This window comes from Myxococcus sp. AB036A (assembly GCF_006547355.1).
Lineage (GTDB): Bacteria > Myxococcota > Myxococcia > Myxococcales > Myxococcaceae > Myxococcus > Myxococcus virescens.
Map to the genome: position 1 here is coordinate 56,661 of NZ_VHLC01000025.1, position 14,448 is coordinate 71,108.

Here is a 14,448-nt window from a genome sequence, read left to right on the forward strand (position 1 = left end):
CGGCCCAAGCCCCGGGCTCGCTGCGGACCCTACGCCGGTGGGGAGCGGGGAGCGTCACCGACGTTGGCCCTGGGGTGCTTGCGCCGCCTACTTGAAGCACAGGGTGGTCGTGGTCAGCATGTCTGTTCGCTTGACCGATTCGACTGCCCTGCAGGTCTCTCCGGGCCCGCAGGCGCCATCGTCCTGGCAGCGGCGGTGACACTGGCGGTCGCCCTTCTCCGCCTGGCAGTAGAGCTCTTCGTCAGGGGCGGGCGGGCCACAGACCTGGCTGACGTAGCACTCCTCGTCGGCGTTCGCGCACGCGTCGGTGAAGGAGCAGGCCGCGAGCGAGGAATTCGGTAGATGGGACGTATCGTCTCCGCAGCCAGCGGAGACCAGAAGGCAGAGCAGGCTCATCAGTGACAGTCGCATGGGGCCTCGGGAAAGGGTGATGCGTTTCCCCAAGTATACGATAGGCGAATGGTGCGGGCCATCAACGCCCCACAGGCATGGGCGCGGAGGCGTCGTGGGCAGGCGCGTGCAACTTCGTGGCTGAGATTGAGGGGGCGCGCCGCTGCTTTCTTTTCTCTTCACTCCCGAGAATCGAGAAGGCTGCCTCGTGCTAGGACAGGAGTCGCAGCCTTCGTGTCCAGGGTGGGTGTCGCCTTGCGGTCGACGCGGCGATACCTGGAGAAAAAGCTGTCCAATGGCACACGCGTTCTGGATTCGAAATGCGTGCCTTTAAAGCTGAAAATGGAATTCGTGCGTTCATTGTTGTGGCGGTTATCCGGCGTGACAGTCCTCACGTCGGACCGCCATCCCCAAGTCGAAGCGGATTGGAGCAAGACAATGAAGGTCAGTCGAGTGGCCCCCATGTGGCGAATGCTGAGTGCGGCCCTGGCGTTCGGCATGATGAGCGCGTGCGGTTCTGAGTTGGAGGACGAATCCGTTGTTTCCGAAGAGGCACCGGTGGACGGCGAGTCGTCATCGGACTCGGTGTCGGCGATGGCCGGTGACCGTTATGCCAACGCAGTCGTCCAAAGCGGTATCATTGCCGTCCTCAATCCGAACAACGCCGTGGGCGCACCGGATGGGAACGCCGCGACGTTCCTGGGGCTCCTGGGCGGTTCCATGGTTCTGGACATGGGTCTGGGCGAAGAGGGCACAGGGCCGCTGCGCGTCTACTACCAGGGCCTTTCGCTGGCGGTCATCGCCCAGGTGGAATTCCTTCGTGCAGACATGAGCATCATCAGCACGGGACAGGCGAACCTGCTGGACCTGGGGCTCGGGACCCACTCCACGCTGGTGCCATTCAGCAACTCCACGCCGTATCGCTACGTGAGGCTGCGCGGTGGGGTTGCCTCGTTGTACGGCTTGGACGCGGTGGAGGATACGGGCGGTGGTGCGAGCGCCGTGTGTGGCGATGGCCGTATCAACAATGGGGAGCAGTGTGACGACGGCAACCGGGTTTCGTCGGATGGCTGTAGCAGCACCTGCCGGGTGGAGCCGGGGTACACCTGCAATGGCATGCAGCCCAGTGTCTGCACGGACGTCAATGAATGCACGAATGGCACTGCGCAGTGTTCGGTGAATGCGATTTGCACGAACACGCCGGGAAGCTACACCTGCACCTGCAAGCCGGGCTACTGGGGAAATGGTTGGACGTGCAGTGACATCGACGAGTGCTCGAACGGGACTGCCGCGTGCAATCCAAGCCAGGTGTGTGTCAACACCCCGGGTGGCTATGAGTGCGAGGGTGGCTCCTGTCCGGCGCCCCGGGTGCAGTGTGGCGCGCAGTGCGTGGACGTATCGTCAGACGTGAACAACTGCGGCGCCTGCGGCGTTGTCTGTCCGGCGGCGAAGACCTGCTCGTCGGGCGTCTGTGTCATGAGGTAGCTGGGAGCGACGCTGTCGCTCGCTGAATGACATCATGAGCTGGCGGACTCACCGCCCTCGCGGCGCAACACGGCGCCGCGAGGGTCGGGGTTCTCCTGGCACGGTGATGGGACGATGCGCGGTGGCTCAGGACTTCTTCCTGGCTTCGTCAATCACCTCTTGCTTGGAGAGGGGCTTGAGCGAGCCGTCTGGTTGGCCCTGGAAGAAGTCGAACTCGTGGACGGTGCCCTTGATCAGGTACTCCTTGTCCCGCGCCGAGTTCACCATCGCGCGTTCGCGAAACGTGAACGAGGGCTTCTCAGGGTCCACACCGACTTGGGGCATGATGGCGCGCTCTTCGGGTGTGGGCTGCCAGAGGGGCTGCGGGCGTGGCTCGGAGCGAAGCACCGCGGTCTCGTCGAAGCCGGGCCTGGTGCTCGTCCGGAGGTCGCGCTGGATGTCGAACTGGTCGAGCACCACACCGCTCTTGGGGTCCTTGGCCGGGTTGGTGACGATGCGGTCCTTGCCGTAGAGCGGGTTGTCGATCAGGGGCCCCGTGGCCGTGCCGTCCACGCCCACCGGCGGGCCGCTGAAGGACGTATACGGCGTCTTCGCCTTGATGGACTTTTCGCCATCGACGTGGTCGGAGGCGCTGGTGGTGACGCTGTCGCCCGCGGGCTGGAGCTTGCCGTGCTTGTCGATGGCGGACTTCGACGTTCCGTACCCCGGTTGAATGGCGTCAAACGCGAAGTTCTCACGGCGCGACAGCGGAACATCCGGCTTGATACGAGGCGTGGCCGCGTTGTTGCCGCCATCACGGCGATCCATGGCATCCATGATGTCGCTCATCAGGTCCACGCTGTTGTTCCGCGCCCGCGTCTCGTTCGCGATTTGAGACGGGCTTGGTGCCTTGGTGGAGTGATGGGCGACTTGCGGCAGCACGCGGGCGGGTGCCCGGTGGCCGCCGGAGCGGGACACGCCTCGTGCGCCTTGCTTCAACAACGTCGTCGTTACCCTCGTGATGGTACCCATGATGTAGACCCCCCCCTGGTCTGAGGCATGGGGTGCGTTCCTTCATGCCTTTGTGCGAATTGTCCTCCATCTGCGCACGGAGTTGCGTGGGGGGAGGACGATTGGGCGAGGGCGCAGCTGGGTCCCATTCGAGGTCTCCGTCATTCGAGGGTGGGGCCTTCCGGGATGAAGCGAGTCGCCACGGAATGCATTTAATGGACAACTCGCGTCCACAGTCGCGGAAAAGACACAGCCTCAGCGGCCCTCGCCAGGGAATGACACGGTCGCTCCAACGTGTGCATTGCCATGGCCAGATACGCCCCCTAGCGTCGCACCTGTCATTGGCGGATGAAGAGCCGTTGTCGCTCCACCTACTCTCCGAGGTCAGAGGATGCGCAGATTGCTGCTCCAGGACGTCTTTGTTTCCAGCACCGCTCTTGAACGATGCGAGTCTCCCGCCCGTGCCGCACGCAGACTCATGGGAGTCTTGTTCGTCGCCCTGTTCCTCGGAGTGCCAGGCGGCGCGGAGGCATCCGATGCCTCGCTCGCGCCGAACTTCTATTCGGGGCATGGCATCACGGTTCATGCGGTGCGGCACATCACGGATAGGCTCATCGACGTGGAAATCTCCACGCCGCTGATCGCGCCTCATGCGGTCTATGACCCTCGCCACCACGTTCGGGTGCTCCTGCCGACGGGGTATTACAACAACCCGGGCGTGCGATACCCCGCGGTCTACCTGTTGCACGGGGGAGGAGGCGCGAACTCGGCTCAGTGGGTGGAGTTCGGTGCGGCGTATGCGATTACCGAGAACATGCCCGTCATCACCATCATGCCGGATGGCGGCAAGGTCGGTTGGTACACGAACTGGGTCTTCCCTCGCGGGGTGAATCAGGCGTGGGAGGAGTTCCACCTCAACCAGCTCATTCCGTGGGTGGACCAGAACCTTCGCACGCTGGCGTACAAGCGGGGCCGTGCTATCGCGGGGCTGTCCATGGGCGGCTTCGGGGCCATCAGCTACGCCGCGCGCCGCCCCGACCTCTTTGCCTATGCGGCCAGTTTCTCGGGGGCCCTGGACCTGGGTGACGCCGCCATCCGCGCCACCATCACGGAGGAGGGGACACGGTGGCTGCAGAACCCGGATGGAGCGTTCGGCTCTCCCTTCTGGCCCTTCGACCAGGCCTGGAACATGAACAACCCCATTCCGCGTGCGGCGTCTCTGCGGGGCGTGGCCGTCGCCTTGTATGCGGGGTCGGGCATCTGGGATGGGGATGTGCTCGAACGCGTCCCGGGGGCGTCCACGGACCGGTTCCACCATGCGCTGAATGCCGCGGGCGTGCCGCACCACTACGAGATGTATGGCCGCCCCGCGCCGGGTCAGAAGCCCTTCGGATGTGACGGCGGGCACAACTTCAGTTGCTGGAACTACGCGTTCTTCGACGTGCTGCCGCGCATGTTGGCCGTGCTTGACGGGCCGTAAGCCCAACGGCACTTCAGGTGATGGAGCCCTTCATCCGATGCGAAGGGCTCCCACTGCCACCAGCGCGAGCCGAGCGCCTTCTTCTTGCGGCCTCTTGGGTTGGCTGCTGGATGCGCGGGGCCACGAACGGAGATGCTTCTCCTCAATGGTTCAGCAACCAGGTCGCGAGCGGTTGCCACGCGAGCGTCGGTGCATCCGCCGCGTACAAGAGGTCGCCATGGCCGAAGTCCTCGGCCACTCGCTCCGGACCGAAGCGGCGGACGACGAGCGCCGTGACATCCGTCGATGACACCCGGGTCGTCGAATACAGCCCGTAGTCACCGAACGCGCCAGCGGCGCCGAGGTAGAACAACGGGACGCGGATGTTCGAGAGCTCAGGCCTGGGTGTCGTCCCGCACCAGATTTCGTCGAGTTCCACGGTCTCTCGCAGCGACTGGTGCGGCGGTGCGCTGGCGAACCACGCGCTCACGCTGTCCTCGGACGACTCCCGCAATGCCGTAACGTCTCCGTTGGCGTCGAGGATGGGCGCGCTCAAGTGGTACAGCGGCGTGTACGGCGCGAGAAGGTAGGTCAGGCCATTCATCGCGAGCAGTGCACCGCGGTTGGTGTAGCTCGAAAACACGGGAGACTGCGCCTGGGGCGCGCTCCGGGCCAGCTCGCCCAACGTGATGAAGAAGCTGTTGTCGGAGTCGGTCACGCCTTGAGCAAGCGCCTCACGTCCCGCGGCGGCATTGGCGCACGCAAGCTCGCGCAGTTCCGCGTGCTCGGGCGCGATGTCGTAGTAGGCGTCGAGCACGGCGACCGCAGACACGTGGCGGCCGTTGGCGGCGGCATACGCGTAGGCCAGCTCGCCACCATGCGAGAATCCGCCGAGCACGATTCGGCCCTTGTCACGGTCGCCGCTGAGCCGTGCCGCCCGTGCGAAGGTGAGCGCGACGGTGATGTCTCCGAGCTCCTGGGCAACCCCCATCTCGCCCAGGTCGGAGATGTCTCCGTTGGCGGAGGGCAGCGTCCAGCGACGGTCAACGCCCCAGACGTCGATGTCCCGGGCCGCCAGGTACGGAGCGAGCCCCGGCGCCGATGACGCGGGATTGCCGAGTGTCGGCACGAAGTTCGTGACGAAGTTGGCGAAGTCTCCGTGAAGCAACATGATCGCGTGGGCGGGCGACCGTGGCCGCCACGGCGCGCGCTCTCGGACGACGCGATGGACCCGCACGATGGCGTTTGGTTCGGTGCCGACACGAATGTCGAATCGGTAGTGATAGATGTCTTCGGTCACGAACTCACGCAGCAGCGCGAACGGTGTTGGAGCCGACGCGAGCGATTCCACTTCAGTTTCAATCCGCGGAGGTGAGGATGCGAATGCGGACGTGCATGCGAACAACACGATGAACGAAAGACCAAGATTGGACATTCGGGGCCCTTCATGTGCACTCGAGACGGGATGTGACACGCCCCCTGAATGGGAAGGGGCTGGCCCTCTCAGAACGAAGGGCCCGGCGCGGACATATCGTCCCGTGTTCATTCAGGGTTCGCTTCGTGGAAGCAGCGCCGGAAGGCAGTCACTCAAGGCGGTGGTGCCCGAATGTGCGGAATCCGAAGCGACGCAGCGCCTGGTTGAGGGCTGCACGGACGCGGGCTGACTTGAGGTCAGCTCGACACGGAAATGGACGGTCAGATCTCCTGGTGTTGCGCTCTGACAGGTAGGCCCATCTCCTGTGTGGTTCACGGCAATTCCCATCACGGCCAAAGTGCCCTGTCATGTCGTTGACTCGGAGTCTGGTTTGAAGAGACACTTCTTGCTCACCAAGGGAGGCCGAACATGAAGAAGCCTGCTCGTACGAAGCGTGCAAAGACTCTCAAGGTCACGGTGCGCGTTCTGAAGGTGTCCGCGCTCAAGGCCTTTGAAACCAACGTGTCCAGCATTTCCCACATTTCGAAGTAGCGGCGTCCCGGGCACGACATGGGCGTTCAATCAGGTGTCGTGCTCCTCGAAATGGCGAGGGGGAGCTCCATCCTTCAGACCCGCAGGGCGCTGATGGAGATACGGGGCCTCCCCTTTGCTCTTCTCGTCTCCATCCTCGGAGACGTTCGCCGCGGAGGGAGCGCCGCGGTCGTCCGCGCGCTGGTGAAGGCGGGCGTCGACCCTACCGGCGCCAGGGAGCTCGGAGCGCGGCTCGAAGAGGAGGGGGCGCTGGGGCGAGGTGCGCCACGTTGGATGGACGAGCAAGCCCTCCGCAAGGCGTTGGGAATCACCGGCAGGCTGCGACTGGGACCTCTTCGCACGGCCGACCTTTCCGAGAGCAGCGGAGCACTCATCCAACTGAGCGCCACACGTTGGCGAAGCGCTGGCAGTGGTGTGTGTATCGCCTGTGGTCTGCTCTGGGAGGTCCAGAGCGCGGATGCGCCCGATGAGGCCGCCGCAGTGGCGAATGCGCTCCCGCGCCGCGCCGTGATTGCGCTGGGGGCAGCCGATCTGACGGCGCTCCGGAAAGCCATGAAGCCGCATTCCCTCGATGCGCGTGCCTGGACAGAGGGCGCCTACGGGCGGCCAGGCACCAGACGCATCCGTTCCCGGCCCGCAGCGGGGTGCCCGTGCTCCGCGAACCGGGGCGCGGCGAACCACATCGGCAAGCTGGATGGCTCGCGGATGGCCGGTGCCGCGCTGGGGCGCGTGGGAATCGCGACGCGCGAAGCCACGGTCCGTGGCAGGCGGGGGGCTCCTTCCATTGTCACCCTGAGCTGGGGAGCCGCCACCCTGCGTCTTCGGAAACGAGGTCGTCCCGTGGTGTCAGGACATTTCCTGGCCCAGGTGGGCGTCGGAGCATCCCTGGAGGAGCGGTGGCTGACCGCACGAGCAGAGGCCATCGAGCGCGCCTCGTCCCTCCTTCGTGTGCCCGACGTCTGCGCGACTCCGGCGCGTGCGCTCGAGCAACCTTTCCTGCCCATGCGTGATTGGGACCTCTACACGCCGGAGCAGTACGCAAGCCCGGGGTTTCCCTACGCGCCAGTCACCCAGGACACGCCACTGGATTGGGTCAGGGCTACGGATGCGGAGACCGGTGAGCAATTGCTCGTTCCTGCAGCCTTCACGACTTCCGAACGGCTCGTGGGCCCGCGCTTCCTGTGTGCCTCATCCAATGGCGTCGCGACACATACGAGCGATGACGCCGCGTTGCGGTCCGCGCTCCTGGAGGTGGTAGAGCGCGATGCGCTCCAGCTCGCCTGGTACCGAGGTCAAGGGGCGCGGCGCCTCGACATGGCTACGCTCGACATTGATGAGGCGGTGTCGCGTCATTTCAAGGGTTCGGGCTGGACTCTCCACTTCTCGTACCTGCCCGGTCGCGCCGGCCTTCACGTCATCGCACTCATCGCCGAGGCGACAGGAGAGGGGGCGTTCCCCAAAGGAGGGACGCTCCTCGCCGCCGCGGCCGCGGGGGACCCGGCAGTGGCCGTGCACCGAGCGCTCCGTGAAATGCGAATGTTGACGGAGGCGGTGGCCCTTCGTCGGCAGCTTGCGATTGACTTCGAGGCGCTCCGGCGGCCTCCGGTCCTGGAGAACTACTGGCTCATCGACTCCCTCCTCGACATCACGTTGCTTTACTTGAACCCCGCGATGCGGAGCGCTGTCGACCTGCTCCTGGAAGGCCCCCCGGTGGCGCTCCCTCGTGTTCGGGTCCCCGACACGGCGGGGGAGCTCGTCACGAGGTTCCGACAGCATGGGCTGCGCACCCTGGTCATCAATCTCACGCTGGCGGCGGCCTCTCCGTTCCGGACTTGCCAGGCGCTGGTCCTTGGGACGCAGCCTCTGGCGTTCTGTCCGAGCCTGTTACGCCTCGGGAGTGGGCTGCTGCCGCGCCGCCTTCCCCCGCGCAATCCCCAGCTGCCCTCATCGCCGCTCAAGCTCAGGCGAGGGCTTCTGAATCCGTACCTGCTTCCGCTGGCATGAGTCTCACCGAAGGCGCGAGGCGACGTCTCGAATGAGCGAACGCGTCATCATTCTGGGCGCGGGGCTCGCAGGACTGGCGGCAGCGCATGCGCTTGTCCTCGCGGGCCGGGACGTCGTCGTGGTCGAGGCGCGCTCTCGAGTCGGTGGCCGGGTCCTGACCTTGCGGCAGCCGTTCCTGGACGGAATGTACGCCGAGGCGGGCGCGAAGTATGTCCTCAGCGGGCACTCGACGGTCCTCGGCTTGGCGAGGAGGCTCGGCCTGGAGCTCGACCCGCTGCCAGTTCCGCACACGTCGGCCTTGCGGCCCTTCCATCTTCGGGGACGTCGCATCCTGGCCCCCATCGGTGATGAGACGGGCCTCCCGCATGTCCTGAGGGCGGATGAGCAGCAGCTCGGCCTCTCAGGCCTCTATCGGAGGTACGTGTCTCCCCTCGTGGAGGCTGTCGGCGACCCCTTCCATGAGTCCTGGCCCGGTCCAGCCGCGACCCGCCTCGATGGCCTGAGCCTTCGTGAGGCGCTAGTGGAACGGGGCGCTTCTTCAGCGGCCATCGACGCGGTGAGCCTGGGGCGGTTTGACCTCGTGGGTGATGGCATCGACGCAAGCTCGGCACTTGGGGTTCTGCGGCGGGAGTTGCTGACGGTCGGCAGAGGCGGCTCGAGCGCCTACACCTTGAGGGGCGGAAGTGACCGGCTTCCCGTCGCCCTGGCGGAAGCGCTTGGTGGAAGGATTCAGTTTGGATGGGCTGCGAAGCGCATCGAGCAGGGACAGGGGACCGTCCGTGTGTACTGCCGCGGCAGCACGGGAGAACACAGAACGTTCACAGCGGAGCGGCTCGTGTGCGCCATTCCCTTCTCGGTCCTTCGTGGCGTTGAGCTCGTCCCTGCCTTCTCGGCGGACAAGCTGCGGGCGATTCGCGAGCTCGAGCATACGTCCGTCGTGCGCACCTTCATCCAATACCGGCGCCGCCTCTGGACAGAGTGGGGGTGGTCGAGTGGGTGGCTGACGGACCTCCCCATCATGCACGTCCTCGACGCCGCACCGACACAACCTCAGCCGTCAGGCATCCTCGAAGCGTATCGCGTGGGCCCGTGCGCCCGCGCGGCGGCCCTTCTCTCCGAGGATGAGCGCATCGCCATGGCTGTGCGGGGCCTGAGCCAGTTCGCGCCGGAGCTGTCCTCCGAAGTGCAGTGCGGAACCTCCTACGCATGGGACCAGGACCCTTGGGCTCGGGGTGCCTTTGCGTGGTTCCGGCCGAGGCAGCTCACGCAGTGGGGGCGTGCGCTCGCAACGCGCGAAGGCAGGGTCCACTTCGCCGGAGACCAAACCTCTCCCATGCCCGGCTGGATGGAGGGAGCGCTCTTGTCAGGCCAACGCGCCGCCCTTGAAGTCCTGTCAGGCGCCAGCGGGGCGTGCATGGCCGGAGGCGTGCACGGCGCCTGATTCAGGCCGTGGGGCCAGTCCCTCCACGAACGCCTCGTCCGATTTCACCTACCGCCCAGCGGGAACAGGTGATGTTCCGCTGGGCGCTCCAGCCTGCGTCCCTACTTACTGGCCTGGGGCGGAGGGCTGCCCTTCCGGGGGCGGCGCGATGTCTTGGCGGCCGCCGCTGGCTTCCCCGCGGCTTTCTTGCCACGCGTCGCCGCGAGCTTCTTGGGGCGGGGGGCTCGGGGTTTCTCCTCCTCCGTGGCAGCGCCGTCACCGCGGCGGACGCGTGCCACCGCGTGGCTCACGGACCGGGTCAGCCGCGCGACCTGGGGGGCGGCTCCAAGAGAGTGGGTCAGTCCCTGCACCTTGTGGGACACGGAGCTCAACGCGCGGCGCTCCCGGTCCGACACGGGGAGCAGCGCCGCTCCCGCGACGCCTGCTGCCAGCGTGGTCAGTCCGATGGCCACCGCGTGTTCACCCAGTTGGTCGGCTGCCCAGGTGCGTGCCTTGCCTGCTCGCTCACGGATTCTGTCTCCACTGGGGACGCGGTCTCGCAGATGCTCCAGTGTCTCGCGCCCTCGGGTGCTGACCCGCTGCATGGCCTCGCGTGTGTGCGCGGCGACCTTCTGGGGGCCTGTCTTCTCTTCCTCCTGGGCCTTGCGGCGCTTCCAGGCCGCGGTGAGCTTGCCCAACCTTTTTCTTCCGGATTTGGTCGTCTGCGCCTTGGCCATCGCGCTCTCCCTTGTTTCGCCCTCGTTGGGGGCCGGCGTTCCTCGTGTCAAAGAAGGTATGGATGAGAGGACCCGGCGCAATGTGCTGCTGCGGGTGAGGACGGCCGGCACGACGAAGGCGCGCTGGGCGCCGAGCGCGACGCCCGCCCACATTCCTCCATCCGTGGCCAGCGCGACCGTCGTGCTGCCCGCCGGGCCCCGCGCCCTCGCTGCGCCTGCTTTGACCAGGGTCGCGGCCGCGTTGAGTGCCAGTCCCGTCCCGCCGTGCTTGAAGCGTTGGAATGCCTCCTGGTCCTCGAAGAGGACGACCTCCGAAGATGTCTGTCCGCCCAGCTGGACTCCGAGGGTCAGTTGGACCAGCGCCGCGTATCCGACCAGCCGCTCGTGACGGAAGACCTCGCCCATCCCCCAGGTGCCTCCGAGCACCGCGCTTCCCTGGCCTAGCGAAGGGAAGACGGCATAGGCGTAGGCCCGAGCCCTCGCCTGAGCAAGCTCCGGTGAGCGGGCCTCCAGCCGGTGCAATGCCGCCCGTGCGTCACCATGCAGTCTGCGGTGGACGCCCAGCTCCTTCCTCGCGAGCTTCAGCGCGCGTCGGCCTTGGCTCGCCAGCTTGTCTCGGATGGGCGCTTCATTCGTGGCGAGCACTGGCCTGCGCCTTGATGATCCGGGTGAGCAGCAGGGCGGCGGCCGTCAGCCCCGTGGTCAGGGCAGGAGGGGGCTGCGATGCTTGCAGCCGCGGACGCTGCTCGGTGTCATCGGCCCCGTTCTCCTCGGACGCATCCTGCCTGCGGAAGCGCTGCACCAGGCCTCCGTTCCCTCGTTCCGATGCGTCCGAACGCGGAATGAACGTGAACTTCTGTCCGCCCAGGGAGGCCTCGAGCAGCATGCCGCCACGTGAGTAGGCGTGAGCCACGCACTTCGCATAGTTGATGGTTCCGGACGCCGCCGCCTTCACGAGCACGGCGGACGCGTTGGCGGCGAAGGCCGCCTTTCCTCCCTTGAACGCTTCAATGGCATCACGGTCATGGAAGAAGATGAGCTCGCTCAGGGTCTGTCCGCCCACCTGGACTCCGAGGGTCAACTGGCTCAGCGTGGCGAAGCCAATCGGCTTGCCCTTCTCGAAGACCTCGCCGTGGCCGTATGAGCCGCCGAGGACCAGCGATGCCCTGCCCAGCGAGGGGAAGACGGCATAGCCCTCTACCTGCTCCAGCTCTTTCTTCAGCTCCGGGTGCTTGAGCACCAGGCGGTCCACCGTTGCCACGGCCTCTTCGTGAAGCGTCTTCTCCTGCTCTGGCTTCATGTTCGCCTCCTGATGAATCAACGTGGCGACGGCCATGTCCGCAAGGTACCCACGGGACGTGCGTGCGAACGACCACGCCGTGAGCGGTCTGGTTGCCCGGACGTGACGCGGAGGTGTCTACCTTCGGTGTCAGGAGGACGCACATCATGGCCTCGAAGAAGACAAAGGAGAGGAAGCGCTCGCGCGGCTCAGCGCGACGCGCATCACCCAGGATGGAAGCTGCGCAGAAGCAGCTCGAACAGGTCACGGGATACGCGCGGGGCCGGGTGAAGGAGCGCCTGGACTTCCAGCGGGGCTTGCTCGTGTCGGTGCTGGAGGACATGGCGGAGGGGTTGAGCAGCGCCACCCGGCGTGCACCGAGCCCGGCATCGCAACGCATGCTGGAGACGGGAGAGCGCATGTTTCGCGGTGCCTCCTCGCGGCTGGATGAGCAATCCGTCGAGGCACTCCTGGACCGCACAGGACAGTTCGTGCGGCAGCGCCCGGGATTGTTGCTCACGGGACTGCTGGGGGCTGGCCTGCTCGCGGGGCGGATGTTTCGCGCCAGCGGTGCTGGCGATGTGGAAGGGAAGGCTGAGTCATGAGACGTAGCGCGAACAAGACAGCGGCGCGCGAGGGACGGAACGGCGGCGCTCCCGTTCAGGCGCAAGAGGGACTGGCGCCGTTGCGGACGGTCCGCGACAAGGGCCGGGCGGTTGCTGGGAGCCTCCGAGAGAAGTTTCCCTCGCGAGACAATGCGCGCTCCCGCGCGGTGGGAGCCCAGACGTGGACAGCGCAGACGATGCGACAGCATCCCGTGGGGACGGGACTTGGGGTCCTGGCCCTGGGCTTCCTGTCGGCTTCCCTCTTGCCGGCCTCGGCGCTGGAGCGTCGCGCGTATACACGTGCGGCGGGAAAGGCGCGGGACCTGGCCGACCGCTTGGATGCATCGGGGCGACTCGAAGACGTCCTGGCGACCGTGCGACACATGGCGGCGGACGCGGCGGCCGAGCAGTTGGCCTCGTTGAGGTTGAGGCCCGAGCCCGAGGAAGGTCCTCTGCGGCGCAAGTTGGAGCGGGTGGACCGAAAGGGTGGGTGATTGCCGGGCGGGTGGGGGACGGGGGCGCCCGCCCTGGCTACCGACGGTGGTTCAGCCGCGTCTCCGCCCGGAGCGCTTCCGAGGGGGCTGGGCCTTGCCGGACGGTGGGGGCGCTGAAGGCTCCTGAAACCGTGTTCCCACATGCATGGCTGCTTCGAAGGGCCCGTAGTGCCCTGGCGTGAGGGGCGCCGGTACGCCTGTCCGGTGCGAGGTGTGGACGCTCTCGACGCCAGGAGACGACCAGGTGCGAACGTGAACGCCATGGATTGCATGCACGACGAGCGATTCGCCCCGGGCGCGTGCGGCAATGGAGGCGTCATCGTTCAGCTCGGATTCCTGGTCGTTCAATGGCGCGCTCTGGAAACGCGCGTGACTTGATTGCGGTGGTCGACGTACCGGCATGGGGAACTCCCTGGGGCATGGGCCAACAGCTCCCTTTCAATCTGGAGACGCGTTGCTCGGGAGGCTGTGACAAGGCGGGTGTGGCCTGCTTCCGTGGGGGCCTTGGCTGCCTGCGTGAGAAGCCTTGCGGCCTGCCGGCAGTGCCTTTCGATGGACTGAGGCCAGTGGGACGAGGTCCTTGGCCACACCGGGTGTCAGGCCCGCTGTCCGCTCCTCACTCTTGACAGAGCGAGGAGGTCGAACGTGGCAAAGACAGGATGGGGGGCATGGCGATTCCGGGGAACGAAGTCCGCGAACAAGACGGAGCATGACAATCCCGAGGAGCGGCCTTCGCAGCGGGAAGGCGGAGCCACGCGAGAGGACACACGGCATGCGCTCGCGCAGGCGGGCGTCGACGAGGGGCCCATCGAAATCGTGCCCGACGTGCTGCTCGACGTTCCGACGGTGAAGGTGGATGAGATTACGCTCGACGTGGAGAACTTGCGTGCACGCGTCTCACTGCATGCCGAGCTGGCCAACCTCGTGCGCCTCGATGTGGGCGCCGATGTGGGCATCGAACGGGTCAAGCTGACCATCAAAGGCGTGGAGGCCCAGGCGCTGCTGAAGGTCCGGCTCCAGCGTGTCTATGAAATCCTGGACCGTGCGCTCCAGACACTCGACAGCAACCCCGAACTGCTCGCCAGCCTGCTTCGGCCCGTGGGGCATGCGATAGGCGAGGTGGGGGAAGCCGCCCATGAGAGCCTGAAGCCTGGCGGAGCGGTGTCCGAGGCCGTCCAGGATGTGGGAGGGGCGGCGAAGGGGGCGTTGGAACCCGGCGGGACGGTGAACCGCGTGGCCGACCAGGCACTCGGGCCTGGTGGACCCGTGCGAGACGCCGTGAAGGGCACGGTCGGGCCCGAAGGCGTGGCGAAAGACGCAACCCAGGCGCTCAGCGGCTCGATGCAAGCGGGCGGTTCGAAGCGTTCGAAGCGCCCATCACAGGGCGACGGCGGCGGGAGGCGAGAGCGAAGGCCGCCGCAGCCGGCCCCCGCCCCGGATCAGCGTTCCGGCGCACAACGTTTCAGACACGGCCCGCCGGCCGGTGGCTCGAAGCGCCGTGCGTCAGGACGACCGCGTCGCCGCCAGAAGCGCTAAGGGCGCGGCGAGCGCCGGTGGTTTCCCACACGCGACGGGAGCGCGTGGACGTGCTACCCCATCCCCATGTCTCGCGCTCCCCG

General features: G+C 66.5%; 13 protein-coding genes. 8 read left to right on the plus strand and 5 right to left on the minus strand.

The features are described 5' to 3' along the window. Positions 1–87: 87 nt before the first annotated feature. Positions 88–411: a hypothetical protein gene (locus FL344_RS13165; protein ID WP_141592027.1), complete on the minus strand. Its 324-nt coding sequence runs from the start codon at positions 409–411 to the stop codon at positions 88–90. Positions 412–828: 417 nt separating this feature from the next. Between FL344_RS13165 and FL344_RS13170 the strand changes: the two genes are divergently transcribed. Further along, positions 829–1,875, plus strand: a complete 1,047-nt coding sequence (locus FL344_RS13170) for an EGF domain-containing protein (protein ID WP_228564998.1) — start codon at positions 829–831, stop codon at positions 1,873–1,875. A gap of 126 nt (positions 1,876–2,001) precedes the next feature. Here the strand turns inward: FL344_RS13170 and FL344_RS13175 are convergent, their stop codons facing one another. Beyond that, positions 2,002–2,886 carry a hypothetical protein gene (locus FL344_RS13175; RefSeq protein ID WP_194863093.1) on the minus strand — a complete coding sequence of 295 codons (885 nt, stop codon included), beginning with the start codon at positions 2,884–2,886 and terminating at the stop codon, positions 2,002–2,004. 457 nt (positions 2,887–3,343) lie between these two features. On the opposite strand from FL344_RS13175, the gene FL344_RS13180 reads away from it, so the two are divergent. Beyond that, positions 3,344–4,345, plus strand: coding sequence for an alpha/beta hydrolase family protein (locus tag FL344_RS13180; RefSeq protein WP_141618770.1), 1,002 nt, complete (start codon positions 3,344–3,346; stop codon positions 4,343–4,345). 142 nt (positions 4,346–4,487) lie between these two features. On the opposite strand, the gene FL344_RS13185 is transcribed toward FL344_RS13180, so the two are convergent. Continuing rightward, positions 4,488–5,759 carry a hypothetical protein gene (locus tag FL344_RS13185; protein WP_228564999.1) on the minus strand — a complete coding sequence of 424 codons (1,272 nt, stop codon included), beginning with the start codon at positions 5,757–5,759 and terminating at the stop codon, positions 4,488–4,490. Between the two features lie 408 nt (positions 5,760–6,167). Between FL344_RS13185 and FL344_RS39720 the strand changes: the two genes are divergently transcribed. The 3 genes from FL344_RS39720 (at position 6,168) to FL344_RS13195 (ending at position 9,735) form a co-directional block, all read left to right on the plus strand. Then, entirely contained in the window at positions 6,168–6,290 is a 123-nt protein-coding gene (locus tag FL344_RS39720; RefSeq protein WP_011554910.1) for a hypothetical protein, read from the plus strand. Positions 6,291–6,995: 705 nt separating this feature from the next. Then, a complete protein-coding gene (locus FL344_RS13190; protein WP_228565008.1) occupies positions 6,996–8,294 on the plus strand; it encodes a YcaO-like family protein in 1,299 nt (432 codons plus the stop codon). A gap of 31 nt (positions 8,295–8,325) precedes the next feature. Next, on the plus strand, positions 8,326–9,735 hold the full coding sequence (locus FL344_RS13195; protein WP_141618772.1) for an NAD(P)/FAD-dependent oxidoreductase: 1,410 nt from the start codon (positions 8,326–8,328) through the stop codon (positions 9,733–9,735). A gap of 101 nt (positions 9,736–9,836) precedes the next feature. Here FL344_RS13195 and FL344_RS39025 read toward each other — a convergent pair whose 3' ends face one another. Both FL344_RS39025 and FL344_RS13205 read right to left on the minus strand, forming a co-directional pair. Further along, positions 9,837–11,096: a hypothetical protein gene (locus FL344_RS39025; protein ID WP_228565000.1), complete on the minus strand. Its 1,260-nt coding sequence runs from the start codon at positions 11,094–11,096 to the stop codon at positions 9,837–9,839. Continuing rightward, the gene (locus tag FL344_RS13205; RefSeq protein ID WP_228565001.1) at positions 11,080–11,751 is read right to left on the minus strand and encodes a hypothetical protein; all 672 of its coding nucleotides are present in this window, start codon (positions 11,749–11,751) and stop codon (positions 11,080–11,082) included. The genes FL344_RS39025 and FL344_RS13205 overlap by 17 nt, the downstream gene beginning before the upstream one ends. Before the next feature lie 212 nt (positions 11,752–11,963). Here FL344_RS13205 and FL344_RS13210 point away from each other — a divergent pair, with 212 nt between their 5' ends. From FL344_RS13210 to FL344_RS13220, 3 genes are all read left to right on the plus strand, one after another. Continuing rightward, on the plus strand, positions 11,964–12,335 hold the full coding sequence (locus FL344_RS13210; RefSeq protein WP_141592022.1) for a hypothetical protein: 372 nt from the start codon (positions 11,964–11,966) through the stop codon (positions 12,333–12,335). Next, positions 12,332–12,829 (plus strand): hypothetical protein, encoded by a 498-nt coding sequence (locus FL344_RS39030; protein WP_228565002.1) that lies wholly within the window; start codon positions 12,332–12,334, stop codon positions 12,827–12,829. The genes FL344_RS13210 and FL344_RS39030 overlap by 4 nt, the downstream gene beginning before the upstream one ends. Positions 12,830–13,474: 645 nt before the next feature. Continuing rightward, positions 13,475–14,365, plus strand: coding sequence for a hypothetical protein (locus FL344_RS13220; RefSeq protein ID WP_141618775.1), 891 nt, complete (start codon positions 13,475–13,477; stop codon positions 14,363–14,365). Positions 14,366–14,448: the final 83 nt, after the last annotated feature.